This window comes from Cutibacterium acnes, assembly GCF_003030305.1.
Classification (GTDB): domain Bacteria; phylum Actinomycetota; class Actinomycetes; order Propionibacteriales; family Propionibacteriaceae; genus Cutibacterium; species Cutibacterium acnes.
The window spans coordinates 548,825-572,548 of record NZ_CP023676.1; the positions used below are offsets into that span (position 1 = coordinate 548,825).

At 60.0% G+C, this 23,724-nt stretch carries 20 protein-coding genes and 1 riboswitch; of the genes, 7 read left to right on the plus strand and 13 right to left on the minus strand.

The features are described 5' to 3' along the window. Positions 1–52: 52 nt before the first annotated feature. Genes narH through CPA42_RS02790 form a run of 3 tightly spaced genes read right to left on the minus strand, consistent with a single transcriptional unit; the run spans position 53 to position 6,741 of the window. On the minus strand, positions 53–1,576 hold the full coding sequence (narH, locus tag CPA42_RS02780; RefSeq protein WP_002516689.1) for a nitrate reductase subunit beta: 1,524 nt from the start codon (positions 1,574–1,576) through the stop codon (positions 53–55). Continuing rightward, the gene (locus tag CPA42_RS02785; RefSeq protein WP_024513542.1) at positions 1,576–5,313 is read right to left on the minus strand and encodes a nitrate reductase subunit alpha; all 3,738 of its coding nucleotides are present in this window, start codon (positions 5,311–5,313) and stop codon (positions 1,576–1,578) included. Before CPA42_RS02785 ends, narH begins: the two co-directional genes overlap by 1 nt. A gap of 57 nt (positions 5,314–5,370) precedes the next feature. Further along, the gene (locus CPA42_RS02790) at positions 5,371–6,741 is read right to left on the minus strand and encodes a nitrate/nitrite transporter (protein WP_002518801.1); all 1,371 of its coding nucleotides are present in this window, start codon (positions 6,739–6,741) and stop codon (positions 5,371–5,373) included. Between the two features lie 168 nt (positions 6,742–6,909). Here CPA42_RS02790 and CPA42_RS02800 point away from each other — a divergent pair, with 168 nt between their 5' ends. The 3 genes from CPA42_RS02800 to CPA42_RS02810 all read left to right on the plus strand — a co-directional run bounded on the left by CPA42_RS02800 (position 6,910) and on the right by CPA42_RS02810 (position 8,790). Continuing rightward, positions 6,910–7,548 (plus strand): molybdenum cofactor guanylyltransferase, encoded by a 639-nt coding sequence (locus CPA42_RS02800; protein ID WP_002518802.1) that lies wholly within the window; start codon positions 6,910–6,912, stop codon positions 7,546–7,548. Positions 7,549–7,844: 296 nt separating this feature from the next. Then, positions 7,845–8,345: a MogA/MoaB family molybdenum cofactor biosynthesis protein gene (locus CPA42_RS02805; RefSeq protein ID WP_002516695.1), complete on the plus strand. Its 501-nt coding sequence runs from the start codon at positions 7,845–7,847 to the stop codon at positions 8,343–8,345. A 139-nt stretch (positions 8,346–8,484) separates the two neighbouring features. Further along, positions 8,485–8,790: a DUF6457 domain-containing protein gene (locus CPA42_RS02810; RefSeq protein ID WP_002518803.1), complete on the plus strand. Its 306-nt coding sequence runs from the start codon at positions 8,485–8,487 to the stop codon at positions 8,788–8,790. A 63-nt stretch (positions 8,791–8,853) separates the two neighbouring features. Here the strand turns inward: CPA42_RS02810 and CPA42_RS02815 are convergent, their stop codons facing one another. The 8 genes from CPA42_RS02815 to CPA42_RS02850 all read right to left on the minus strand — a co-directional run bounded on the left by CPA42_RS02815 (position 8,854) and on the right by CPA42_RS02850 (position 17,623). Continuing rightward, positions 8,854–9,864, minus strand: coding sequence for a dimethyl sulfoxide reductase anchor subunit family protein (locus tag CPA42_RS02815; RefSeq protein WP_002516647.1), 1,011 nt, complete (start codon positions 9,862–9,864; stop codon positions 8,854–8,856). Continuing rightward, complete coding sequence (locus CPA42_RS02820) at positions 9,864–10,505, minus strand: DMSO/selenate family reductase complex B subunit (RefSeq protein WP_002516727.1); 642 nt, start codon at positions 10,503–10,505, stop codon at positions 9,864–9,866. The genes CPA42_RS02815 and CPA42_RS02820 overlap by 1 nt, the downstream gene beginning before the upstream one ends. A gap of 166 nt (positions 10,506–10,671) precedes the next feature. Continuing rightward, complete coding sequence (locus tag CPA42_RS02825) at positions 10,672–13,251, minus strand: DMSO/selenate family reductase complex A subunit (protein ID WP_002516743.1); 2,580 nt, start codon at positions 13,249–13,251, stop codon at positions 10,672–10,674. 435 nt (positions 13,252–13,686) lie between these two features. Beyond that, on the minus strand, positions 13,687–14,514 hold the full coding sequence (locus tag CPA42_RS02830) for a HesA/MoeB/ThiF family protein (RefSeq protein WP_002516699.1): 828 nt from the start codon (positions 14,512–14,514) through the stop codon (positions 13,687–13,689). Positions 14,515–14,528: 14 nt separating this feature from the next. After that, on the minus strand, positions 14,529–15,407 hold the full coding sequence (locus CPA42_RS02835; protein ID WP_002518806.1) for a thiazole synthase: 879 nt from the start codon (positions 15,405–15,407) through the stop codon (positions 14,529–14,531). Then, on the minus strand, positions 15,404–15,673 hold the full coding sequence (thiS, locus tag CPA42_RS02840; RefSeq protein ID WP_002516628.1) for a sulfur carrier protein ThiS: 270 nt from the start codon (positions 15,671–15,673) through the stop codon (positions 15,404–15,406). Before thiS ends, CPA42_RS02835 begins: the two co-directional genes overlap by 4 nt. Positions 15,674–15,679: 6 nt before the next feature. Further along, positions 15,680–16,960, minus strand: a complete 1,281-nt coding sequence (gene thiO / locus CPA42_RS02845) for a glycine oxidase ThiO (RefSeq protein ID WP_002518807.1) — start codon at positions 16,958–16,960, stop codon at positions 15,680–15,682. Continuing rightward, a riboswitch (TPP riboswitch) is annotated at positions 16,920–17,031 on the minus strand. Its footprint overlaps the gene before it by 41 nt. Before the next feature lie 277 nt (positions 17,032–17,308). Next, entirely contained in the window at positions 17,309–17,623 is a 315-nt protein-coding gene (locus CPA42_RS02850) for a CorA family divalent cation transporter (RefSeq protein WP_002516654.1), read from the minus strand. A 70-nt stretch (positions 17,624–17,693) separates the two neighbouring features. Here CPA42_RS02850 and CPA42_RS02855 point away from each other — a divergent pair, with 70 nt between their 5' ends. After that, the gene (locus CPA42_RS02855) at positions 17,694–17,876 is read left to right on the plus strand and encodes a hypothetical protein (RefSeq protein ID WP_002522259.1); all 183 of its coding nucleotides are present in this window, start codon (positions 17,694–17,696) and stop codon (positions 17,874–17,876) included. Positions 17,877–17,882: 6 nt separating this feature from the next. On the opposite strand, the gene CPA42_RS02860 is transcribed toward CPA42_RS02855, so the two are convergent. Together CPA42_RS02860 and CPA42_RS02865 are read right to left on the minus strand one after the other, a co-directional pair. After that, positions 17,883–19,328, minus strand: coding sequence for a uracil-xanthine permease family protein (locus tag CPA42_RS02860; protein ID WP_002516688.1), 1,446 nt, complete (start codon positions 19,326–19,328; stop codon positions 17,883–17,885). Between the two features lie 82 nt (positions 19,329–19,410). Next, positions 19,411–20,940, minus strand: a complete 1,530-nt coding sequence (locus CPA42_RS02865; protein WP_002518809.1) for a dolichyl-phosphate-mannose--protein mannosyltransferase — start codon at positions 20,938–20,940, stop codon at positions 19,411–19,413. A gap of 114 nt (positions 20,941–21,054) precedes the next feature. On the opposite strand from CPA42_RS02865, the gene rsmI reads away from it, so the two are divergent. From rsmI to rsmA, 3 genes are read left to right on the plus strand one after another with little or no spacing between them, the layout of a single operon-like run. Then, complete coding sequence (gene rsmI / locus CPA42_RS02870; RefSeq protein ID WP_002516667.1) at positions 21,055–21,915, plus strand: 16S rRNA (cytidine(1402)-2'-O)-methyltransferase; 861 nt, start codon at positions 21,055–21,057, stop codon at positions 21,913–21,915. Continuing rightward, the gene (locus CPA42_RS02875) at positions 21,912–22,820 is read left to right on the plus strand and encodes a TatD family hydrolase (protein ID WP_002516665.1); all 909 of its coding nucleotides are present in this window, start codon (positions 21,912–21,914) and stop codon (positions 22,818–22,820) included. Before rsmI ends, CPA42_RS02875 begins: the two co-directional genes overlap by 4 nt. Beyond that, positions 22,817–23,713 (plus strand): 16S rRNA (adenine(1518)-N(6)/adenine(1519)-N(6))-dimethyltransferase RsmA, encoded by an 897-nt coding sequence (gene rsmA, locus CPA42_RS02880; protein ID WP_002516707.1) that lies wholly within the window; start codon positions 22,817–22,819, stop codon positions 23,711–23,713. The genes CPA42_RS02875 and rsmA overlap by 4 nt, the downstream gene beginning before the upstream one ends. The last annotated feature ends 11 nt before the right edge of the window (positions 23,714–23,724 follow it).

Below are 23,724 nucleotides of genomic sequence, written 5' to 3' on the forward strand. Positions count from 1 at the left end.
ATCCACGTGGGTCGACACTGGTATGCGTGGTGCGCCTAAGAAGACACCCACCTCAGATCACCTCCAGCGGCAAGGTGGGTGTGCCCTCTGGGGCGCTGACCGGGGAGGAGATGCTGTGGAAGGCTTCGAGGCTTCCACTCACGGGGCAGCGACCCAGGTCGGCGATTCCGTCGGGTAGGCCGCTGCAGGTGGTGGGAATGACGTAGCGGTCGTCGTACTTGGCGATGGACAGCAGTCGGTACATACTCTGTATGTCCTCGCCGGTCATGTCCACTGCCTCGGGGATCGTTTCGTCTGCTTCATTCCCCAAAAAGATGTCTCGCATGTAGGAGCGCATTGCAGCCAGACGACGAAGTGAGAGCTCAACTGGAGCCGTGGCTCCAGCAGTGAATAGGCCGGCGAGATACTCAAGCGGAATGCGCATCTGGGAAATCGCGGCCAACAGCACTCTGTGATCTTCCCCGTCGTTGCCCGAAGCGCTGACAGCGTCGACGACTGGTGACAGAGGTGGTACGTACCAGACCATCGGCAGTGTTCGGTACTCAGGGTGCAGGGGTAGGGCAATCTGATAGCGGCTGATGAGCTGCCATACCGGTGACGCCTGGGCTGCTTTGATCCAAGAGTGTGGGACGCCGTTGGCCTTGGCTTGTGTGATGATTTCGGGGTCGTTGGGGTTGAGGAGGATGTCTCTCTGGGCGGCGTACAGGGTACGTGGGTCGGGCTGAGATGCGGCCCAGGTGACGTGGTCGGCGTCGTAGAGGAGCACCCCCAGGTAGCGCAGTCGTCCAACGCAAGTTTCCGAGCACACTGTTGGCTGTCCGACTTCCAGCCGTGGATAGCACAGTGTGCATTTCTCGGCTTTGCCGCTGTGATGGTTGAAGAACACCTTCTTATACGGGCAGCCGGACACACACATGCGCCAGCCGCGACAATGGTCCTGGTCGACAAGGACGATTCCATCCTCGGCACGCTTGTAGATCGCCCCAGATGGGCAGGCAGAAACACATGTCGGGTTGAGGCAGTGTTCGCAGATGCGCGGCAGATAGAACATGAATGAATCCTCAATGGACTTGCGTACCGTGAGGTTCATTTGGTGTAGGACTGGGTCCTGATCGAGGGTTTCCATGGAGCCACCAAGATCGTCATCCCAGTTGGGGCCCCAGTCGATGGTGTCCTTGTGCTCACCCGTGAGGGCTGATTTTGCTCGGGCAGTGGGAATGTGCTGAGTCGATGGGGACGCCAGTAGTTGGTCGTATTCGTAAGTCCACGGCTCGTAGTAGTCCTTCTTGGCGGGCAGGTTCGGATTGGCGAAAATCTTGCCTAAGGTGGCCAAACGCCCTCCCTGATAGGGGACCAGTTTCCCGGAACGGGTGCGCTTCCAGCCTCCCCTCCAGCGTTCCTGATCTTCCCAGCCGCGCGGGTAGCCAACGCCGGGCCGAGTCTCGACGTTGTTAAACCACATGTATTCCGTGCCCTCACGGTTTGTCCAGGCCTGTTTGCATGTCACTGAGCAGGTGTGGCAGCCGATGCACTTGTCAAGGTTCATCACCATCGCGATCTGTGCCATGACTTTCATCAGAACGTCACCTCCTGGCCGCGACGCCTAATGAGCGTCACTTCGTCACGTTGGTTGCCGGTGGGGCCGTAGTAGTTGAAGGCGTAACTGAGCTGGGCGTATCCGCCGATGAAATGGCTGGGTTTCAGCAAGATACGAGTCAGGGAATTGTGGGTGCCGCCACGCTTTCCTGAACGTTCGGTCAGCGGGGTGTTCACAGTGCGTTCCTGGCCGTGGTACATGAACACCGTCCCTTCCGGGATCCGATGACTGACGATGGCCCGGGCGTCAACCGTGCCGTTGCGGTTGTACGCCTCCACCCAGTCGTTGTCGGACACCCCGATCTTCGCGGCGTCGGCGGGAGACATCCAGATCGTCTGGCCTCCTCGGGCCAGCGTGAGCATGTGCAAGTTGTCGTAGTACTGCGAGTGGATGCCCCACTTGTTGTGTGGGGTCATGTACCGCACCGATACGACTGCCGCGCCATCGGCATCAGTGCCTGTGTATCCGGCAGGTGGCTCATCGTAGATATGTGCGACGTCGAGTGGAGGGCGGAAGATTGGAAGGCTCTCACCCATGTCACGCATCCAGTCGTGATCCAAGTAATAGTGCATTCGTCCGGTGAGGGTATGCCACGGCTTGTGCCGCTCCATGTTAATGACGAAGGCTGAGTAGCGACGCCCCCCATGCTCCGAACCCGACCACTCGGGTGAGGTGATGACGGGTTGAGGCTGAATGACCGTGTCGGTGAATGTCACTCTGCGATCCTGTGACCCCACCGATAGGTCGGTCAGCTTCGTACCTGTGCGGGCTTCTAATTGTTCAAATCCGGCAGTGGCTAGGCGGCCGTTGGTGGTACCCGAGGTGGCCAAAATTGTGTCGCAAGCTTTGATCGCGGTGTCGAGGAGCGGGCGCCCTGCACCAGGGCCAGAAGTGGCGACGCCGTGGCGTTGTGCTAGGTCGGCGACTTCCGGATCAGGATGGAACGGCACCCCCTTAGTCACCATGCCGAGGCTTTCGGTGAGTGGACCGAGGGTGTCGAACTTCGCGCCGATTTGGGTGTAATCACGCTCCACGGTGACAAGCTTTGGCATCGTCACTCCGGGTATCCAGGCTTCTTGCTCACGGCTGACGGAACCGGCGGGCGTCGTCATTTCGTCGGGGGTGTCGTGCATCAACGGTGCGGCGACGATGTCGGTGCGGGTCCCCAGATGTTTTACGGCCATCTGGGAGACGGAATATGCCAAGGTCCGGAACACCTCAAAGTCGGTACGTGCCTCCCATGGTGGATCCACAGCCGGGTTGAAGGAATGAACGTAGGGATGCATGTCGGTGCTCGACAAGTCGTGTTTTTCATACCATGTCGCGGCTGGCAGGACGACGTCCGAATGCAGTGTGGTGGACGTGTTGCGGAAATCCGCGGTCCACATGAGGTCGAGTTTGCCGGGAGGGGTGTCGTCGCGCCAACGGATGTCGGTAGGACGCTTGCCCTCAGTTAGCTCGGTGGCGTTGACGTCATTCTCGCAGCCAAGCATGTGCTTCATGAAGAACTCGGTGCCTTTGGCACTGGAGCCCAGCAGGTTGGTGCGCCAGTTGGCCAGCAGTCGTGGATAGTTTTGGGTGGCGTCGGGGTCTTCGCAGGCGAAGCCCAAGGAACCGTCAGTCAGTTTCTGGGCGATGTACTCGGCTGGTTCCATCCCGGCAGCGGCGGCCTCGTCGGCAAGATCTAGCGGGTTGCGGGTGAAGGTCGGGTAGCTCGGCGTCCATCCGCGGCGGGCCGAGTACACCATGCAGTCTGCAGTGGTTCGGCCGGCGAACGAGCCGCTGCCCAGGGGGGAAGCTATGCTCTCGGCACGGGCACCGTCATAACGCCACTGGTCGGTGGTGAGGTAGTACCAGGCAGTAGCGATCATTTGACGTGCCGGACGTGCCCAGTCCAGCGCGAACGAGTAGTTGGCCCAGCCAGTGAACGGGCGCACCTTCTCCTGGCCGACATAGTGGGCCCATCCGCCACCGTTGACGCCCTGGGTAGCACACATGTTCGTCAATGCCAGGAATGTCCGGTAGATCTCGTCGGCATGGTAGAAGTGGTTGACCCCTGCTCCCATAACGATCATGGACCGTCCACCGGTCTCCAGCGAGTTCAGCGCGAACGCGCGACCGATGCGTTCGGCTGCAGCTGCTGGCACGCCGGTGAGCTCGGCCTGCCAGGCGGGAGTGCCCGGCACCGTGGGATCGTCGTAACCGCTAGGCCATTGGCCGGGCAGACCTTCACGGCTAACGGCGTATTGGGCAAGCAGGAGGTCGTAGACTGTGGTGACTAGCCGGTCACCGATGCGACGGGCTGGTACTCCGCGGTGCACGATGCCGGCACCTAGGCTCGTCTGGTCCGGGCTGGAGGGCAGGTCGAAGCGGGGCAGGACGATCTCTACGGCTTCCCAGGAATTGACGTCCATCATGCTCATGACGGGGTTGACGCCATCGAGATCAAGATTCCAGTGTCCGACGCCCGACTCGGAGAATCGATCGGCCAAGGTTCCACCGGGATCCTTAAGCGACCCGTCAGCCTCCATCACCAGGGGACGGAACTCGGGGTGATCCGGGCGCGTCTGGAGATTGACCTTGTCGGCGGTGAGAAACTTTCCGGGTACATATGCCGCGCCGTCGGCCTGTGGGCGGTCGAAACGGTCTAGTTCGACGAGGAAGGGAGAGTCGGTGTAGCGACGCATGTAGTCAAGGAACATTGGTTCGCGACGTGTGACATGGAATTCCGAGAGGATGACATGACCCATGGCCATGGCAAGAGCTCCGTCGGTTCCCGAAGCGACGCGCAGCCATTCGTCGGCGAACTTCGTGTTGTCGGCATAATCCGGGCTCACGACGACGACCTTCTGGCCGTGGTAGCGCGCCTCGGTCATGAAGTGCGCGTCTGGGGTACGTGTCACGGGGACGTTGGATCCCCACATGATGAGGTATTGGGAGTTGAACCAGTCACCGGCCTCTGGCACGTCGGTTTGGTCGCCGAATACCTGAGGGCTGGCTGGGGGAAGATCGGCATACCAGTCGTAGAAGCTCAACATAGTGCCACCGAGTAGTTCAGTGAACCGGGAGCCGGCTCCGTAGGACACCATTGACATGGCCGGGATGACAGAGAACCCGGCGATGCGGTCGGGACCGTAGGCCTTGATGGTGTGCACGTAGGCTGCCGCGATGATCTGGGTGGCTTCCTCCCATGAGACACGCACCATGCCTCCGTGCCCGCGGGCGCACTTGTATGCCTGGGAGAGCTCTGGGTCGTTGGTGATGGATGCCCAAGCGTCCACTGGATCGCCGAATTCGGCGAGTTTGTCTCGCCACGCGTCAAGCAGGACTGAGCGCACATAGGGGTGACGTATTCGTGTGGGGGAGTACTCGTACCAGCTGAATGACGCGCCACGCGGGCATCCTCGCGGCTCGTAGTCGGGCATGTCCGGGCCGGTGGAGGGGTAGTCAGTCTGCTGGGACTCCCAGGTGATGATCCCTTCCTTGACGTAGATCTTCCATGAGCACGAGCCGGTGCAGTTCACTCCGTGGGTGGAGCGCACGACCTTGTCATGGGACCAACACTTGCGGTAGAAGACGTCGGCGTCGCGTCCGCCCTCCAGAAATAGCTGGCGTGTGTCGGGCGACGTCGTACCGCGGCGTAGCCACGTCCCCATTTTCAGCAGGGCTGAGCCGCTGGGGGACTCGGCGTCAGATGTTTCGTCGTACTCCGTCATCGGGTCTCCTTTGTAAAAACCGAACCAGGTGGAGTGTGTCGAAACTGGGGTCGCTGGTCAGCCAGGGCATGGAGCACCTGGGCGGGCATAACGGATCCAGCAGATGATCGAGCACACAATGCAGAAGACGGTGCAGATCCAGAACCAGGCAACGGCTGACATCGATGACAGGGCGACACCGACGACGAATGGGCCGAAACAGCCGATGGCGGCGGTGAACCCGATGGCTCCACCGGCTTGTCTGGCAGGCATGATCATGGGCATCTGCTTGAACGTCCCGGCGTTGCCGATACCGGAGAAGAAGAACATGGTGAGCATTCCCCACAGGAAGTAGCCGAACTGGCTTGGACTTGTGGGGTTGAGGAAGAAGACGCAGAACCCGAACGTCAGTGCCATCCCGATTCCTGAGACAAGGGTCCAGATCGCCCCACCGAATCGGTCGCAGAGCGGCCCCCAGACGACACGCACCAACGAGCCGATCAGTGGGCCGAGGAAGGCGTAGGAGGCGCCGGCGGGCAAGTTAGAAAATCCGTGGGCCAAGTTGCTCGAGTTGCCATACGTATTCTCGATGAGTAGCCCGAACTGGGCGCTGAAGCCGCTGAACAGGCCGAACGTCATGACGTACATGAGCGTCATGATCCAAGTGTCGGGGTTGGTGAAGATGTCGATCTGCCGACGGAAGTTCGCCTTTACCGGAACGTCTTTGAGCATGGTAAATGCCAAAATCGTGGCCAGGATGGTCCACGGGACGAAGACGATGGCGATATTGTGCACCCACAAGGGGCTCCCGGCGGTGTGCTGCGGGGCGATCCACGTGAGGCCGAGGAGCCCGAAGCCCATGAGCCATGGGCCGAGCAACTGAACGATGGACATCCCCAGGTTGCCGATGCCAGCCTGTACTCCCAAAGCGGTGCCCTGCTTGCTTTTAGGGAAGAAGTAGCCCGTTGATGGCATGTAACCGGAGAAAGAACCGCCCCCAACGCCGCATAGGAAGGCGAGGAGGAGAAGGGTGCCGTACCCGGTCGACGTGTTCTGGACGGCGAAAAACCAGCCCAGCATAGGGATGAGGTAGAGCAGGGAGCTGTATCCCACGAGCCTGCGAGTGCCGATCACCGGCGGTAGGAACATGTAGACCAGGCGGATGAATCCTCCCGAGAGCCCTGGCATGGCGGTGAGCCAGTACAGCTGTGACTTCGTCAGGTGGAATCCGATGGCGTTGAGTTTGGGTGCGATCGCACTCACCAAGAACCATACGCAAAATGCGATGATCATGGAGAACGTCGAAATGGTCAAAGTTCGCCATGCGATACCGGAATCCCAGTTTTCCTCGGGATCCCAGTTCTCGATGAGATGGTGGGAAGGGCTTGTGCTCACAATGTCTCCGCGTGGGATCGTGCAATTAACACGGATATTATCAGAAAAAATCATCGGCGTGAAGGCCGCCCCGCCCTGTGCCCCAACGCCGGCGTGGCGACATCGCGTGGTTTGCTGTTTCTGGCGGGGCGTATCGTCGGCACGCTTCGAAGATGTGTTGGATGGTCATATTGGTCGGAAACTTTGGTGAAGTCTGTGGCGGGTGGCTTGTTACGGATCGGTATGCGGCATGATCATGACATGACCAATCGTCGTTTGGACGCTGTCATCCTCGCTGGTGGATGTGCTCATCGATTGGGTGGGGTGGCGAAGGCGAATCTGCGTGTGGGGACACGTCGTCTACTTGATGTCGTGTTGGACGCGGTGGATGGTGCCCGCGAAGGGCTGGAAGGTAGCAACGTGGTCGTTGCTCGCGAATCAGTGGAGGTGCCATGGTCAGTGATACGTACAATGGAGGACCCGCCTGGGTCTGGGCCGTTGGCTGGAATCAGAGCCGGGCTGCAGGCTTTGCCTCCCGCTCAACCGGATGATTTGGTGCTCGTTTGCGCGGTGGACTCTCCGGGGATTGGCAGGTCAATTCGTCAGTTGCGCGAAGCGCTAGAGGATGATCCGTTGAACCATTTCGCTGGGGCCGTCACATTTGGGGGAGTACCGAAGCCTCATCGTCAGCTCCTGCAAGGGTTGTATCGGCGAGTACCCTTAGAAGCCTCGATTGCCGCTGCTGACACGGTCGTGAACCGCTCGGTACACAGCGTGCTCGGTGGCTTATGCTTGCTCGACCTTCCAGTGGAGCCAGAGGCTTGTCGTGATCTTGACACTCCGGGCGATGTGGAGTGGTGGTTGCGTCACATCGGCGATTGATTCTCCGAAGCGTACGTGTTTTTCGGAAACCCTGCGCCCATGATGAGACATCCTCTCCACGCAGTTACCGTGGTCATTACTATGACAGCGAGACACTCCGTGTCGCAGGAGCACAGAGTTAGTCGAGGCGCTGCTTTAATAAAGCGCGTTGAGGAGCATGTGTGGTCCCGCATCGCTCGGTTTCCGTAAGTCTTGCGAGGGGGCGGACTCCTGCCCCTCTAGAGGCGCACTCTTAGTGGCTTATGCCGAGCACGGGTCGGCGAGAGCGCTGATCGGATCTCGATAAGATCGATTGTGTGGATGAGATCAGGGCACGCGTCATCACTGTCTCAGATCGTTGTGCCGCTGGCGCGGCCCTGGACCGGTCTGGGCCCTTGGCTGCTTCATTGCTTGCTGAGCTGGGATGCAGCTGGCTCAAGGTCGATCCGGTGACTGTCGTACCTGACGGGATCGACTCGGTGGGCGGCGCTTTGAGGGATGCACTAGAGAATGGATGCCGGCTTGTCGTCACTACCGGTGGAACGGGGATCTCGCCGCGTGACCTTACCCCGGAAGCCACCGAGCCGTTGTTAGTGGCCCGTCTAGATGGGCTGGCCGAGCAGGTCCGAGCCCTCGGTGCGCATGGCTCCGCCCTGGCAGGACTATCGCGTGGTCTCGTAGGTGTGACCTCACGGGGTGACCAAGCGGCTCTCATCATCAATGCGCCCGGCTCCACTGGCGGAGTGCGCGACACCCTCACTGTGATCGGGCCGATGCTCGAACACATCTTCAGGCAGCTTGCCGGAGGAGGTCACTGACGTTCATGACTAGCGAGTTAGCACACACTGCATTTACTGAGTGCGGCGGACCGCACGTGCAGGCGTCCCTTCGGTTCGCTGGATCGTAGGGTGTTTTTAAACGTGGGTGTTGTGACGACCAACAGGTGGTCAGCAGCCTATGACAACCCTGAGAAGCGAGGAGGTAGCCATGTCGCATCATGACGACAACCCTGAGAAGATGGCCCGGATGCGTGATTGGTTGGAGATCGCCGCAAGAGAGGTGGACGTCGATCCATCCGTTCTGACCGATGTTGAGCAGCCTTTGCTTGACATGGTCTCAGTTATCTCGCACGGACCGTCCCGTCCGGGAGCCCCGCTGACGGCATTCCTGGTCGGTATTGCCACGGCACAGGGTGGCGATACCCTGCAGTTGGTAAAGAAATTGATGCAGGCCGCCGAGCAGCGGGGCCAAACACGGGACTAAACCTTCATGGGGAAGCGGAGCTGCTTGCAATCATTTGTAGCAGTGGCCTTAGTTGATTGGCGTTCATATGCCGATTCGCACCAGACTCCAGTAGTGCAGCGCTCGTCCGACGATCTCGCCCGCGAAAGTAATAATCAGCGTGGTGATAAGTAACCAGCCAAGGCTATGAGGGTGCTCGCGCGGTGTGTGTAAAGCTCCGCGGTAGACGAAACTTCCGAGCATGAGCGCGATGGCACCAAGCAGAATGAGTCGGGTAGCGTAGATACCTCCGGAGAACGTGTTACTGGCCTGGTGGGCGACAGGCCCGCCGGAGGCCAGCTGGGATGTGTAGAGCGGATAACCCACCATGAGGGCAACCGAGACCACGGCGGCGCCGATGGAGCACCATTTGGTTACCGTCAACGACAGGTCCCATTCCTGATCATCGGTTGGAGCGTTGATGGCACGGATCTCCTCGGTGACGTGCCGGGACCACCAGCCCGTGGTTTTCGGATGCTTTTCCCTGGCTGAGGGGACAGCTGTTTCGTGACGATGACGCACCATCGCGGTGATCATGAGTGCACAGGCCACTGAGAGAGTTCCCAAGATGATGGTCGTCGCTGTAAAGGAGAAAGGCACCCACCAGCTGTGCCAAGCCGGGACCGTCACCAAGGAGTAATAGATCATCGACTCGCACACCAACAGTCCGATGCCAACGATAGCGGTGACAACCGCGAGAACCCGCTGAATAGCGAAAGCAGGTCGCTTAAACCAACTCAGCATGGCAAAGACAAAGCCAAGTAGGGCGAAGCCGGAGCCAAACATGATTTCACGCGATAGCCAGGAAGTCTGCGGGTGACGCAAGACGTTGAGGGTATGAGCCGGGTAACCCATATGAAACATGGAGACGAAGAGGCCGAATACCATGGCCGGGCCGATGGCATAGAGCACTGGGCGACTGGTCCGTTCCACGACGCTGTTTTCGCGTCCCCTGATGGCTGCCCCCACGTGGGCGGTCCCAAGGACCAAAAAGGCACCAACGCACATCTGTGTGACGACGGTGAACAGGATCATCGGAACGTCGTGGGTGTTCATCAGATCTCCTTGGTATTAGCGATCTCGCCGGTGCCCTCGTCCCACCTCTGGGCGTCACGATGCGCAGTGATCACTAGGTGCGGTTTGGTTACCGAAGGATCAGGCAGTGGAGCGATGGCGTCCTCATTGCCGTATGTGCTGCGCAGCTCATCGATAGGTCCCCAATCCAGAGCTCGCGACGGGCAAGCGGCTACACAGGCTGGCTCTTTACCCTTACTGCGATAGTCGTAGCACAGATCGCATTTGCTCATTCGGCCAGTGTCCTTGCGGTACTGCGGTGCGCTATACGGGCACGCCCACTCACAGTATCGACATCCCACGCACTTGTCTTGGTCGACGTAGACGGTGCCGTCATCGCGGCGGGACATTGCCGTGGTAGGGCAGACTTTCATGCAGATCGGGTCCTCGCAGTGGTTGCATGAGACTGACGTGTAGTAGGTGAAGACTGAGGGGTTGAAAGTGTCCCCCGAGATCTGCCAAGTTCCTCCGCTGTACTCGACGACTCGGCGCCACCGCACCCCCGTGGGCAGGTCGTGTTTGTCGATGCAGGCGATTTGGCAGGCTTTGCACCCGGTGCACAGTGTCTGGTCAAAGAAGAAGCCGTACTTGGCTCCTTTTGCCGTATAGTTCTTCTCTCCCATCCTCTGACTCCTTAGATTTTCCGGATGTTCATCAGGTCGGTGTAAACCCGATTTGCGATTTTGCCTATGGTTGCCGATGCTAGTTCGTCATATGCTGATGTATTCTTCTGCCTCAATGTTGGCGCGTTTATGCGCGGTTGACTGGTTTCCCGTGGGGGCGGGGTATTCATGCTTTCTCCACATTGGCGATCGTTGTGTGCACCGCATTACCCTTCGCTAGCGGCGAGGGGTGCAGCGAGGTGAGAGTATTCATGGCTCCATTGATGTCGACCGGTTGCTTGGGATTGGCCTTGCTTGGCGGGGCGACCTTTGTGTTGCTCAAGGGGCGGTACCAAGCGCCCTGCGGCACTGAGAGAACGCCGGGTGCAATACGATCGGTGACACGGGCCGGTAGCCGGATGGTACCGCGATCGTTGTAAACAAAGACTTGATCGCCATTGGTGATACCTTTAGCTCGGGCATCTCGAGTGTTGATCCAGACAGTCTGGGGATGAGCGTCCAGTAGCCAGTCAACATTGCCATAGCTGGAGTGGGTTCGTCCTTTGAAATGGTGTCCTATCACCTGGAACGGATATTTCTTGGAGGCTTTGGCCTCCTCGGGGCCTTCCCAGGTGACGACGTATTCCGGCAGTGCAGTGAGTTTGTCACCAGCCAGCTTCTTGCGGAAGGTGCCGAACGTCCACGCTTCGGACATCGCAGCTAGCCGCTCAGAATAAATCTCGATCTTGCCTGAGGGGGTCTCTAGTGGATTGGCAACCGGGTCTTTACGGAATTCATCAAGTTCTACATAGGGGCCCATGTCTTTGCGGAAGATACCTATTTTCTTCCACTCGCGGTAGGTGGGCAGGCCGGGGTCTTTCTTTCGAGTCTCTTCGATCGTGCGTTCCAGCCATTGGCTACGGGTCAATCCGCCGGTAAATTCCTTCTCGGTGCCTAGGCGCTTGGCTAGTCCGGCGCAGATGTCGAAGATGTTGCGGCACTCGTACAAAGGCTTGATTGCCTGAGATGAAACGATTCCATAGGCCATCGGCCCCCCGTTCTCGCCTGGATGGATGTCTTCTTCCTCGGCGGTGGAGGTGCCAGGCAGGACGTAGTCGGCGTAGCGGGCCGAGGTCGTGTACTGGATGTCACAAACGACGATGAGCTCGCATTTGGAATCGTCACGCAGGATCTCCACTGAGCGGTTGTTGTTGCCGGTCTGTCCCACTAGCGAGTTGCCCGCGTACTGCCACACCATCTTGATGGGGGCGCTGAGCTTGACATTCGTCGGCTTGCCGTGCTCGTCGATGGGAACCTTGTTGGCACGTACTCCGGGGGCTGGCTTTTCACACACCCCAGAGTTGAAGGTGTCCATCTGCTCACCATGGTCGATGGCGTCCAGCCAAGAGAACACTGGGATGATCTTGTTGGATTTGGTATTGGTGATCTCAGTGTTGAAGGGCAAGGTGAACTGGAAGGCTTGGGCGCCTTCGCGAGCACCGGTTCCGCCGCCGGGGATGCCAATGTTGCCGGTGACGGCTGCGAGCAGGAAGATCGCCCGAGCACTATTTTCTCCGTTGGCATGACGTTGGGGCCCCCAGCCTTGGGTGATGGCGCAGGGATTGGCTGCTGCGATCTCACGTGCTAAGCGGCGGATCCGCTCTGCCGGGACTCCGGTGATGTGGGAGGCCCATTGGGCGTTCTTGATGGTATGGTCGGGTCCCTTCCCCTCCAGATAGGCTCGGTAAGATGAACCGGCTGATGTTCCTTCGGGTAGATGTTTGTCATCGAAACCGACGCAGTAGCGATCAAGGAAAGCTTGGTTGTGCAGGTCCTCGGTGATCATGGTATGGATGAGACCTGCGACCAAGGCGGCATCGGTGCCGGGCCGAATCGGAATCCATTCGTCAGCCATAGTAATGGCCGTTTCAGAGTAGCGCGGGTCGATGACTATCGTGCGTACACCCGAGGCCTTGCGTGTCTGCTGGGAAACGAACACTTGGCCGCCGCCTGACATGCGTGTTTCCGCAGGGTTGTTGCCAAACATGACCTGAAGTTTGGAGTTTTTCACGTCATCAAATGAGTTGCTTCCGACCCATGATCCGTAGAAATACGGGTAGGCCTGAGTTATCTCGGTGGTCGAGTAGTCACTGTAATGGTCGAGGTAACCTCCCCACGTGTTCATGAGCCGGGCGAAGGCGCTCTGATCCGGCGGCCATGACTTGGCCATCACTGAGCCTAAAGTGCCAGTGCCGTAGTTAATGTAAAAGGCTTCGTTGCCGTACCTGGCTTTGATCTTTTTCATTTTTTCGGCGATCTCGTCGAGGGCTTGATCCCAACTGATCGTTACCCATTGTTCATCTCCCCGCTTGGTGCCGGGCTTGCGTTTCATTGGCTTCTTTAATCGGTCGGGATTGTAAATGCGGTGGCGAATCGAACGTCCTCGCACGCAGGCACGTACTTGTTGGGAGCCCACTTTGTTGTTTGCGGTATCGTCGGGTAGCACGCGTACGATGGTGCCGTCCTTGACTTCCAGGCGCAGCGGACAGCGTGAGCCGCAATTGACGGTGCAAGCAGACCACACGAAGGTCGAAGCGTCGTTGGTTGGCTTGTTGGCTAGTGCATCTTTCGTCTCGTGTAATACTGGGGCGAGGGCGGCAGTCCCGCCGACCACGGCGGACCATTTCATGAATTCACGGCGACTTGCCTTGGTCTTTAGCCCAGGTATATTCGTCGAATAGGATTCCACGTTGAGACCTCCCGACATACGATACGTCATTCACAACTTACCGTATCGTGTGAAAAGTCGTAGCGATTTTCAGCCTATGCTTATTGCAGCTTACGGGACACTGTGCACTGGCGCTGAGACCCCTCACCGACCGGTAGTCCTAAACCCTGTAGAGGGTCCTCTCCCATGATGTGCATGCCAAGGTCGACGTGACGTGGGCGGTGTATTAATAGATCGTCGCTACTGACCGCTGCTCACGATGGCCAGCAGACAAACAGAATCCTGTACCAAGATCACCCTGCTCGCTAGCAGCATCCTGGCCATCTTGATGAAGCTGAAACGACCTCAATAGGCACGACAGCTACTTCCTAACGGCCCCACCGAGGTCACCAACAGACGCCTCAAACCTCTCCGAGGCGACGCCCTCGGATTCAAAAAATCAATCAGCTACATCACCCGAGAATTCCTCCACCTTCACTCAGCTTCGGGCAGCTGCGTCACTGAAGCACGGTCCGGGTCTGCGGCGAAGCTGAGGGTGCGGGCACCGACGCCGAGAGCGTCGACGACGACAAGTTTTCCCACGGCCGGCGTCCCGATCCCAGTAAGCACCTTCACGGCTTCGGTGGCCATCATCGATCCCACCTGACCGACGACCGGGCCGAATGTGCCTCCAACAACGGCCGACGGCACTGAATCAGCGGCGGGAACCTCGGGGAACAGATCGCGTAGCATGGGCCCGCGATCGGGCCAGAAAACTGATAGCTGACCTTGGTACTGCAGAATCGTTCCCCAAACCAGCGGGGTTCCGGTGATCTCGGCAGCGTCGGAGGCTAAGTAACGGGTGGTGAAGTTGTCCGTGCAGTCGAGGATGAGGTCATGATCCTTGACTAGGTCGAGCGCATTGTCAGTTCCCAGCCGGGCGACGACGGCCTCTGCCACCAGATGCGGATTGAGTCGCTGCACCGCATCTTTGGCGCTGAGGGCCTTGGGCCGTCCCACGTCGGCCTGACGGTGGATCACTTGCCGCTGCAAGTTGGACTCGTCAACGACGTCGTCATCAAGGATCGTGAGGTAGCCAACCCCGGCGGCGGACAGGTATAGCAGTACCGGGGAGCCGAGGCCCCCAGCCCCGACGACAAGCACCCGACTATCTCGTAGTCGGCGTTGAGCCTCCTGACCGAATCCGGGCAAGACGATGTGGCGGGCGTATCGGATCAGGTCACGGTTGATTAGCGACGTCGTGGAACCCATGTCTTCTACGGCATCGTGGCCGTTGGTAGCACGAGATACCGCGTCGTCCATCGGGTTTAGAGCGCTCACAGACTGTCGTTCTCCCTCGGACCACGGACTCGCCCAGTGATGATCCCGTCGAACGGCGAGCTGGCTCGCGCCAGACGTCGACGCGGGATGCGTCCCGATGTACGAGCCATCCGTCCAGCCACCACAGCCATCTTCATCGCCTGGGCCATGCCCACCGGATTGTGAGCGCGGGTCACGGCGGACGCCAGGAGTACCGCGTCGCACCCCAGTTCCATGGCCAAGGTGGCCTCCGAGGCCGTGCCGATCCCGGCGTCCAGGATGACGGGGACGTTCGCCCGGTCGACAATCAACTCGATATTGTGCGGGTTAAGGATTCCTAGCCCGGTACCGATCGGGGCTCCGGCCGGCATCACCGCAGCGCAACCAAGATCTTCCAGACGCTTAGCTATTGCTGGATCGTCATTGGTATAGGCCAACACGACGAAATCATTGGCCACGAGTTGTTCGGCGGCGTTCACGAGCTCAACGGGGTCGGGCAGCAGGGTGTCCTCATCAGCGATGACCTCGAGTTTGACGAGGTTGGTATCCAGGGCTTCCCTGGCCAGATTCGCGGTGAGAATAGCGTCTCGTGCCGTGTAGCAGCCGGCCGTGTTCGGTAGGGCGGTGATCCGGTGCCGTTGCAGGATCTCGAACACCGATTGACGAGGCCCGGCGGCGAATCGACGCATAGCCACGGTCGTAAGTTGAGTCCCCGAGGCAACCAGTGCTCGCTCGAGGGTGTCCATGCTCGTGCTACCACCGGTGCCCATGATGAGTCGTGATGTGAGCCTTAGACCACCTATGCGCAGCGGTTCGTCGGAAGACGTCGCCGCCTTTTCGTCACAGCTCACTATCGTCTCCTTCACGTTCGCCACGTCTGTTTCTTCCGTCATCATCCGCCTTGTACCGCCGTCACGACGTCGATGACTCCTCGCACCGGGGTTGCCGCCCACTGTGCGCGACGTATCACGGCCCCATTTATGGCCACCGCAATCCCCAGGGGCGAGCCATCGACGGTTCTCCCGTCGGCTCTCAACGTCTTGCCGATACGGGCACTAACGAGGTCGAGAATCGTCTCATTACCGCTGGGATCGTACGGCTCCCCGTTGACCGTCGTCGTGGGGTAGTGGCCAGTCGTCTCACCATTGTTCGCTGTCATCATGGCTTTTTACCGGTTGCCGAATCGGAATGGATTGACGGCCGCTAGCAATGCCGGATTGTTGTCCTTTTCGGTGCCGCAGACGATATCTGCGCCAATCCTCGAGCCGATCGCAGCCAGGAGAATGCCGTGCCGGAAGTACCCCATTGAGACAGTGAGCCCATCGCCTACCCGTCCAACCATGGGTACGTCGTCGGGGGAACCGGGACGGGCCTTGGCAGTCATCTCGTAGATTTCGCAGTCGAGGATTCCGGGTACCAAACGGTGGGCGTCGCGCAGCAACTGGTGAACACCCTCCGCACGCACTCCGACCATGTCGTCTTCTCGAGTTGTTGCGCCTAGGACGATGGTGCCGTCGGCGCGCGGGACGATGTAAACGGCATTTCCCTGAACGACGCCGCGGATGGTTCTTGTTACCAATGGCCGCAGGGCTTCGGGGACGCGGAGTCGCAACACCTCACCTCGTACCGGGCGCAGTAGATCAGTGAGGGCCTGCGGAATGCCGGTGATCGCACCGGTGTCCACCCCAGCGGCGAGTACGACGTGATCGGCACGGTAGCTTTTGCCGTTGGCACCACGCAGGCCGATCGCGCGATGATCCTCATTGAAGAGAACCTCACTGGCTCGGGTGGGTACGACTCGGTCGCCAAGGAATTCGAGAATGGCGCCGCACAGCCGTCGGGGATCAACTTGATGGTCGCCGGGGATGTCGACGACCCCGACGCATCCTGGGCCCAGCGCGGGTTCCGCCGCCCGTGCCTGGGACACACTGATTCGGTTGACTGTCATGCCCATCCGGTGCTGCAGTTCGAGCAGTTCATTGAGGGTCTGGCGGTCGGCGGAATCTCCAGCGCAGACGAAGGTGGAGCTTTCCAGATACCCGATGTCGTGGCCAACGTCGTGGGCTATGGCGGCAGCGAAGTCGCGATAGATCCGGCCCGATTCCACCATGAGGGGGTAGAGGGTCGGCTGATCCCAGATGACCTCGGAGACCGGGGCGAGCATCCCGGCAGCAGCGAAACTGGCCCCGGAAACTGGGGCGTCATCCAAGACGGTGACCTCTATCCCGCGACGACGCAGTCGCCAGGCCGTCGTCAGACCGATAATTCCGGCTCCGGCGATGACGACAGAGGAGGGACGACCACGCTCCGACGGTGGAATAGTCGAAGTCTCGGCGGCGTGATTGTGGCTCTTCGTATCGACGTGACCCACGACAGTGGATCCAGCGAACTCTCGTCGTGTGGCAGCAGTGCCCACAGCATGTCCTCCCTCCGGCGGCATGACCCGCATCAGGTGAAAGCGGTCGGCGAATATGCCCTCTCAGCCGCATCCTGTTCTGTGCGGCTCCCGCGGAAACCTTTCCCATCATAGGTCGTTGTCGTAGAGGCTGGGCTGGTGACTCCGACATCCAGCCCTGCGGCCTGTGTTTTGCCGAACCCGGTGAAGAAAACGCGACATTTCCTGATGGCTGGGTGGTCTTAGCGTATTCCGTGTCAGGGTATGCCATTCTTCCGAGAACAGGACGATACCGTGAACCGGTACCGGAGCGTGTTATAACCAATTGTTTTTGCGGAATATGACGTAGAGAATCCCGCTGCTGGCCACCATAGAAAGTATGCAGTAGAGGTAGCCGAACCTTCAGTGTAGCTCTGGCATGTTGTCGAAGTTCATGCTATAAATCGACCCTATGAGGGTGGGGACGACGCAATTGCGCTGCTTAATGACTTCGGCCTCAACAAAGGCGACGTCCTCGATCGAATCGATGTAGAACGGCGGATGTAGCACCAGGAACAGGGCCTCGCCATGGCGCTCCAGCTTGGGTCGTTGATGGCCTTCGGCGAGGTCTTCAGCCAGCAGCGGGTCGAGGTTCATCGGATCAACTAACCGCTTGATCTGGGTGCGGTTGGGGCTCTGTTCGACGATGATTCCTAGACGTTCCGGATGGCCGTCCAATCATGTTAAAGTGGTTTCGATGTCAGGTCGATGTTCCGGATTAGCTGGGACCCCCTGCTCGAACCACTTAATGTCGATAAGGCCTGGTCTGGTGTCGGCGATCGGTCCGGTCGCTACTGGTGAAGTTCCGCCATGGGTTCTCGCGCTCGTTGACGCGGTGTTTTTGGGCTGGAATGTTCCTGACATTGATCGCCTCCTCCGAACACTTGCGCGGCAAGCCTACTGCGTATGGCATCGGTCGCCCCCGTCGTGATCGCGATTACTGGGGGGTGTCGTCATCGACATACATTCCTGGGGCGTCAAGAATGATGTTGGTGCCACCCGCCGCGTCAGATAGTTCATGTGGGGCTAGCCACCTAGCTAGATGATAGACACCGACGGTGACGATGGTGCCTAGAGCGATGCCACCCAAAGTGAAGGACTTGCTGAATTTCAGTGACACATCGCCGACACCGATGATGATCCCAGCGGCCACCGGGACGAGGTTCACCGGGTTGCCGAAATCGACTTCATTCTCCTTCCAAATCTTCGCCCCGAGCAGACCGATCATCCCGTAGAGGACCACGGTGATGCCACCCAGGACTCCGCCGGGGGTCGCCGAGATAACGGCGCCAAACTTAGGGGAGAAACCGAACAGGATCGCCACGACTGCGGCTACCACATAGGCAGCCGTCGAGTACACCCTCGTGGCGGCCATGACGCCGATGTTCTCCGAGTAGGTGGTCGTCGGGCCGGCACCCAGGAAGGTCGCCAGCATTGAGGTCGCACCATCGGCAGCCACCGCCCGTCCGACCTGGTGGTCAAGGTTCTTACCGGTCATTTCAGCGACCGCTTTGACGTGGCCGGTGTTCTCAGCGATGAGGGCGATAACCACCGGCAAAGCTAGCAAGATGAAGGCCAAGTGGAAGGCCGGCAGGTGAAATCCGACGACATTGGTTGATGCGTAGTGGGATCCGTTGTGAACCTGGGGCAGGTATTGCCAGTTGTTTAGGTTCGTCGCCGGAGGTAGGCCGATCCACGCGGAGTTGTGTACCGCCGACCAGTCCACTCGCGGGGCGGTGCTGCCATCGGAGTGGTGCAGCGGGCCAAATACGAGATCTTCGGTCCACGACAGCAGATAGCCGATAACCAGAGCCAGGAAGATAGCGATCCGGGACACGAAGCCACGCGGTCCTACCGACAACGCAATGACGAGCAACATGACGATGAGCGCCGTCCACTGATCGGTAGGCCAGTACGTTTTGGCGACGACCGGGGCGAGGTTGAACCCGATGAGCATAACGACCGCGCCGGTCACCGTCGGTGGCAAAACCTTATGGACTACCCGAGATCCGGCGGCCTGGATGATGATGCCGCAAATAAGTAGGGTCAGGCCGACACACAGTAGGGCGCCTGAGACGTCATTGGGTTTACCGCCCGAGGCGTAGATCGCGGTCGCTACTCCAGGAAACGCGGCCGACGAGCCGAGATAAGACGGCACTTCATGTTGAGTGACGAAGATAAACACCAGGGTTGCCACACCCGACATCATGACCGCTAACTGCGGGTTGAGACCCATGAGAACGGGGAAGACGAAAGTCGCCCCAAACATGGCTACCACGTGCTGGGCTCCTAGCCCAATGGTGCGGCCCCACCCGAGTCTCTCGTCGGGAGCCACCACCTCACCCGGTTCTAGTACACCGCGATTGTGCAGTTTCCAAATCATGCGTGTCCTTCCGGGGTTGGCTCCCTTCCGGAGTCTCAGCGTATCGGTCGGGCGGGCACGTCCGCCCAGGCCCCGACGGAGCTTAGATCCAGGAGTGGAACCACATTCTTGCCAGCCATGCCTTTCGGGTCATGAGACCGTCGGTGAGGATCGGATAGATGAAAGCAAAGTCGGCGGCGACCAGAGCCATAACCGTCCCGACGACGATCGCACCGATGCGTCGTCGGCTGCTGGCTTTAGCGGGTCCGAGGATCTGACCGAGCCAGATAGCCAGGATCGTCACGGTGAACGGGATGATGCAGATCGCGTAGAAGAAGAACAACGGGCGGTCGTCGTAACGGAACCACGGGATCCACGTCGACATCATGGCGACAATGGGCAAGGTGAATCGCCAGTCACGGGCGAAGATCCACCAGATCACCGCAGCCACCAGGGCGATGGCCGCGAACCACCACAGTACCGGGGTCCCGGTGGCAGAGATGACGCGCAAGCAAGTATCGCCGACGGCCTTGCAACCTTGCTGGCCGGGCTTGATGCCGTTGACGGCGTCGACGCCCAGTGGACGCTGGATCACCAGCCATCCCGACGGATTCGAGGCATAGACGTGAGTTTGCGTCATCATGTACGAACCGGTGTGAAAGTCGTAAATCTGTCGGTGGTACTCCCACAGCGCGGCCAATGGTTTCCCAACTACCTTCGACAGGCCTGGGCTGGGGGCGGGGCCAGCCCACGACTTACCGAAAACCATGTGCGGGTAGGTGACCAACCACTTCGCCCAGGTGGCGAGGTATGTCAACAGCGCAACGACGACGAGGTACACAAAAGCCGGCACCCCGTCGCGAAGGAAGGACCACCACGCTTTCGTCCCGGCGCCGGCTAGACGACGCGCCGACCAGTCCCAGATGACAGAGACGATACCCATGGTTGCTAGCACGAACATGGAGTTCCACTTCGTGCCACAAGCCAGCCCGAACATGATGCCTGCGACCAGACGCCAGGGTCGCCACCCCAGAGCGGGGCCGAAATCCCCATTGAGATGTGGGTTACCTATGGTGCGCAAATGATCAGCTAGTCGGTGACGGAACCAGTCTCGGTCGGCCGCTACCGCGGATACACCTGCCACCAAGAAGAAGGCCTGGAAAATGTCGAGCAGTCCAATCCGACTCATGACGAAGGCCAAGCCGTCGAGCGTGAGCAAGATACCGGCAATGGCGCCCACCATGGTTGAACGGGAGAGACGTCGAGCCAGCCGGATCGTCATGAGGACGAGGAGTGATCCAAAGACCACCGAGCTGAACCGCCATCCAAAGGAGTTAAATCCGAACAACTGCTCCCCGGTCGCGATGAGCCATTTGCCGACTGGTGGATGGACGACGAACTCGGCGTCTGGAGTCCAGGTATTCGTGATCCCACGGACGATATCGGCATTGGCCTTGGCGGCGTCGGGCCAAGTGGCCTCGTACCCTTGATGGAGCATCGTCCAGGCGTCCTTGGGGTAGTAGGTCTCATCGAAGACGAGACTGTTGGGGAATCCGACGTTCCATACGCGCAGCACGAATGCCACGGTGGTGATAAGGGCCGTGATGATCCAGCTCGTGTACTCGTCGGTCATCCGACCGTCGTCGAGGCGTTCGATGGTCGACAAGGATCTTCTCGTTGCTGGCACAGTGCCATAGTAAAGGGTTGGTCCGACGTCATCGTCGGTTCGGCGTGGGACGATAGCTCGGTGAGTAAGACACAGCCGGGACGAGTTATCCTGGCGGGCACCCCGATTGGCGACCGTCGTAGCGCCTCGCCCGCCCTTATCGAGACCTTGCGGGATGCCCGCGTCATTGCCGCTGAGGATACCCGTCGGCTGCGTGACCTGCTGCGCCGCCTCGGCGTCGAGAGCTCCGCCCGCGTTGTGTCTTACTTTGAAGGCAACGAGTCTGCCCGCACACCCGAACTCATCAACTGCCTCCGTGATGGCGACGACGTCGTGGTGGTTACTGATGCCGGGATGCCTTCGGTTTCAGACCCGGGGTACCGACTTGTCACCGCGGCCATTGAGCACGGCATTGTCGTCACCTCAGTGCCTGGGCCCACCGCCGTCACGACGGCCCTAGCCATCTCCGGGCTACCCACTGACCGGTTCTGCTTCGAGGGATTTCTGCCGCGCAAACCGGGAGAGAGGCGTCGTCGTCTGGCCGAACTGGCTCAGGAGCCACGCACCACCGTCCTGTATGAGGCCCCCCACCGACTCGCTGATCTTCTTGATGACGCCGCTGATGCCCTCGGCACCGACCGACGGGCCGCGGTGTGCCGGGAGCTGACGAAGACCTACGAGGAGGTTCGCCGCGGCGGTTTGGGCGAGTTGGCCGAGTGGGCCCGCGAGCACGCCCGTGGGGAGATCACGATTGTCATCGAGGGGGCCCCGGGCACCGTCGTCGGCATTGACGAGGCCGCTGAGATGGTTGCAGAGCTCACCGCCGACGGCATCAAGCGCTCTAAAGCTGTCGCCCAGGTGGCCCGCGCCACCGGAGTCGACCGCCACGATCTCTACGACGCCGCGCAGAACGCCTTGACCACTGACAAGGAGGAATCGTGAACGAAGCCATTCGTGAGGTGCTGGGCGAGGCCGGAGCACCACCCCTGCCCGAGCCGCTGGCGGGCTCCATTGTGGACTCTCACACTCACTTGGACACCGTGCAGGACGTTGTCGGCATCGAACCCGCTATTAGTTTGGCGGCCGCCCGTGAGGTCGGGGTGACCCGCATCGCTCAAATTGGGTGTGACGTCGCGGGGTCCGAGTTCGCCGAGGAGTTGGCGCGGACGCACAAGAACGTCATCGCTGCGGTCGCCATCCATCCCAACGACGCTGCCCGTCTCGGCAGGGAAAAGATTGGTGATGCCTTGAAACGGATTGACGAGCTCGCCAGCGTCGGCAACCACGTCCGTGCTATCGGTGAGACCGGTATTGACCATTTCGGCACTACCGATGCCGACGGACAGGCTTTGCAGCGCGAGGTCTTTGCCGCCCATATCGCTATGGCCCACGCCCATGATCTCACCTTGGCAATCCACATGCGCGACGCCCGTAATGGCGGTGAGGGTGACGAGCCGCCCTCTGGTCGTCAGGCTCACGATGACGTTGTTGACGTCCTTAACTCAGAAGGTTGGCCCGATCGGATTATCATGCACTGCTACTCCGGTGATGCTGACCTGGCCCGGATCTGCTTGGACCATGGGGCCTACCTGTCGTTTTCAGGGACCATCACCTTCAACTCAGCCGGTCCGCAACGCGACGCACTGGCGATCGCGCCAGACAATCGCATCCTCGTAGAGACTGACGCGCCCTTCCTAACTCCCGCCCCGCGCCGGGGCAAGCGCAACGGGCCATACTTGTTGCCTCACACTGCACGCTTCATCGCGAAACAGCGGGGGTGGGATGAACTCCGTGTCTGTCAACAACTAACCGAGAACGCCTTTGCCGCGTATGGAGGTGCCTGGTGAGTGAAACCGGCCTGCTCAACCCGGCGTCGATCCGGCGCATTGCTGACCAGATCGGTCTGCGACCGACAAAGACTCGCGGGCAAAATTTCGTCCACGACGCTAACACGGTGCGCCGGATAGTTTCCCTGGCGCAGGTGGGCGCCGCAGACCGAGTTATCGAAGTCGGCCCCGGGCTGGGTTCGCTCACCTTGGGGCTGTTGGAGACCGGCGCGGAGGTCGTTGCCATCGAGATTGACGAGGTGTTGGCCAACCAGCTTCCCGGTACCGTCGCTGAACGAATGCCGGGTGCTGCCGAGAGGTTGGAAGTCGTCCTGTCCGACGCCCTTGACGTCAAGGTCATCCCCGGTGCGGAACCCACCGCCTTGGTGGCGAACTTGCCGTATAATGTTGCGGTTCCGGTGCTGTTGCACATGCTGGCAATATGTCCGCAGTGGAGCACCGGCGTCGTCATGGTGCAGTCGGAGGTGGCCGACCGACTGGTAGCCGCTCCCGGCTCTAAGATCTATGGGGTTCCAAGCGCCAAACTGGCATGGTATGCCGAGGCGATTCGGGTCGGTAACGTTCCCCCGACGGTCTTCTGGCCAGTGCCCAATGTGGATTCCGGGTTGGTCCGGATTACGAGACGGCGTCCTCCCCACGTCGACGGGCGGGACCCGCGCGTCACCCGTTCCCAAGTCTTCCGCGTTGTCGACGCCGCTTTCGCCTCTCGCCGCAAAATGCTGCGCTCGGCCCTGGCCGGGTTATGCGGTGGTTCAATGGCGGCTTCCGAGCTCATTACCGCTGCTGGAATTGACCCGACGGCGCGTGGCGAAGCCCTCGATATTGGCGATCTGGCCCGCGTTGTAGAGGCCCTAGCCCAAGCTGGTGCTCTCAGCGATTCGGGTCAGGTGTGAACTTCTGCCGG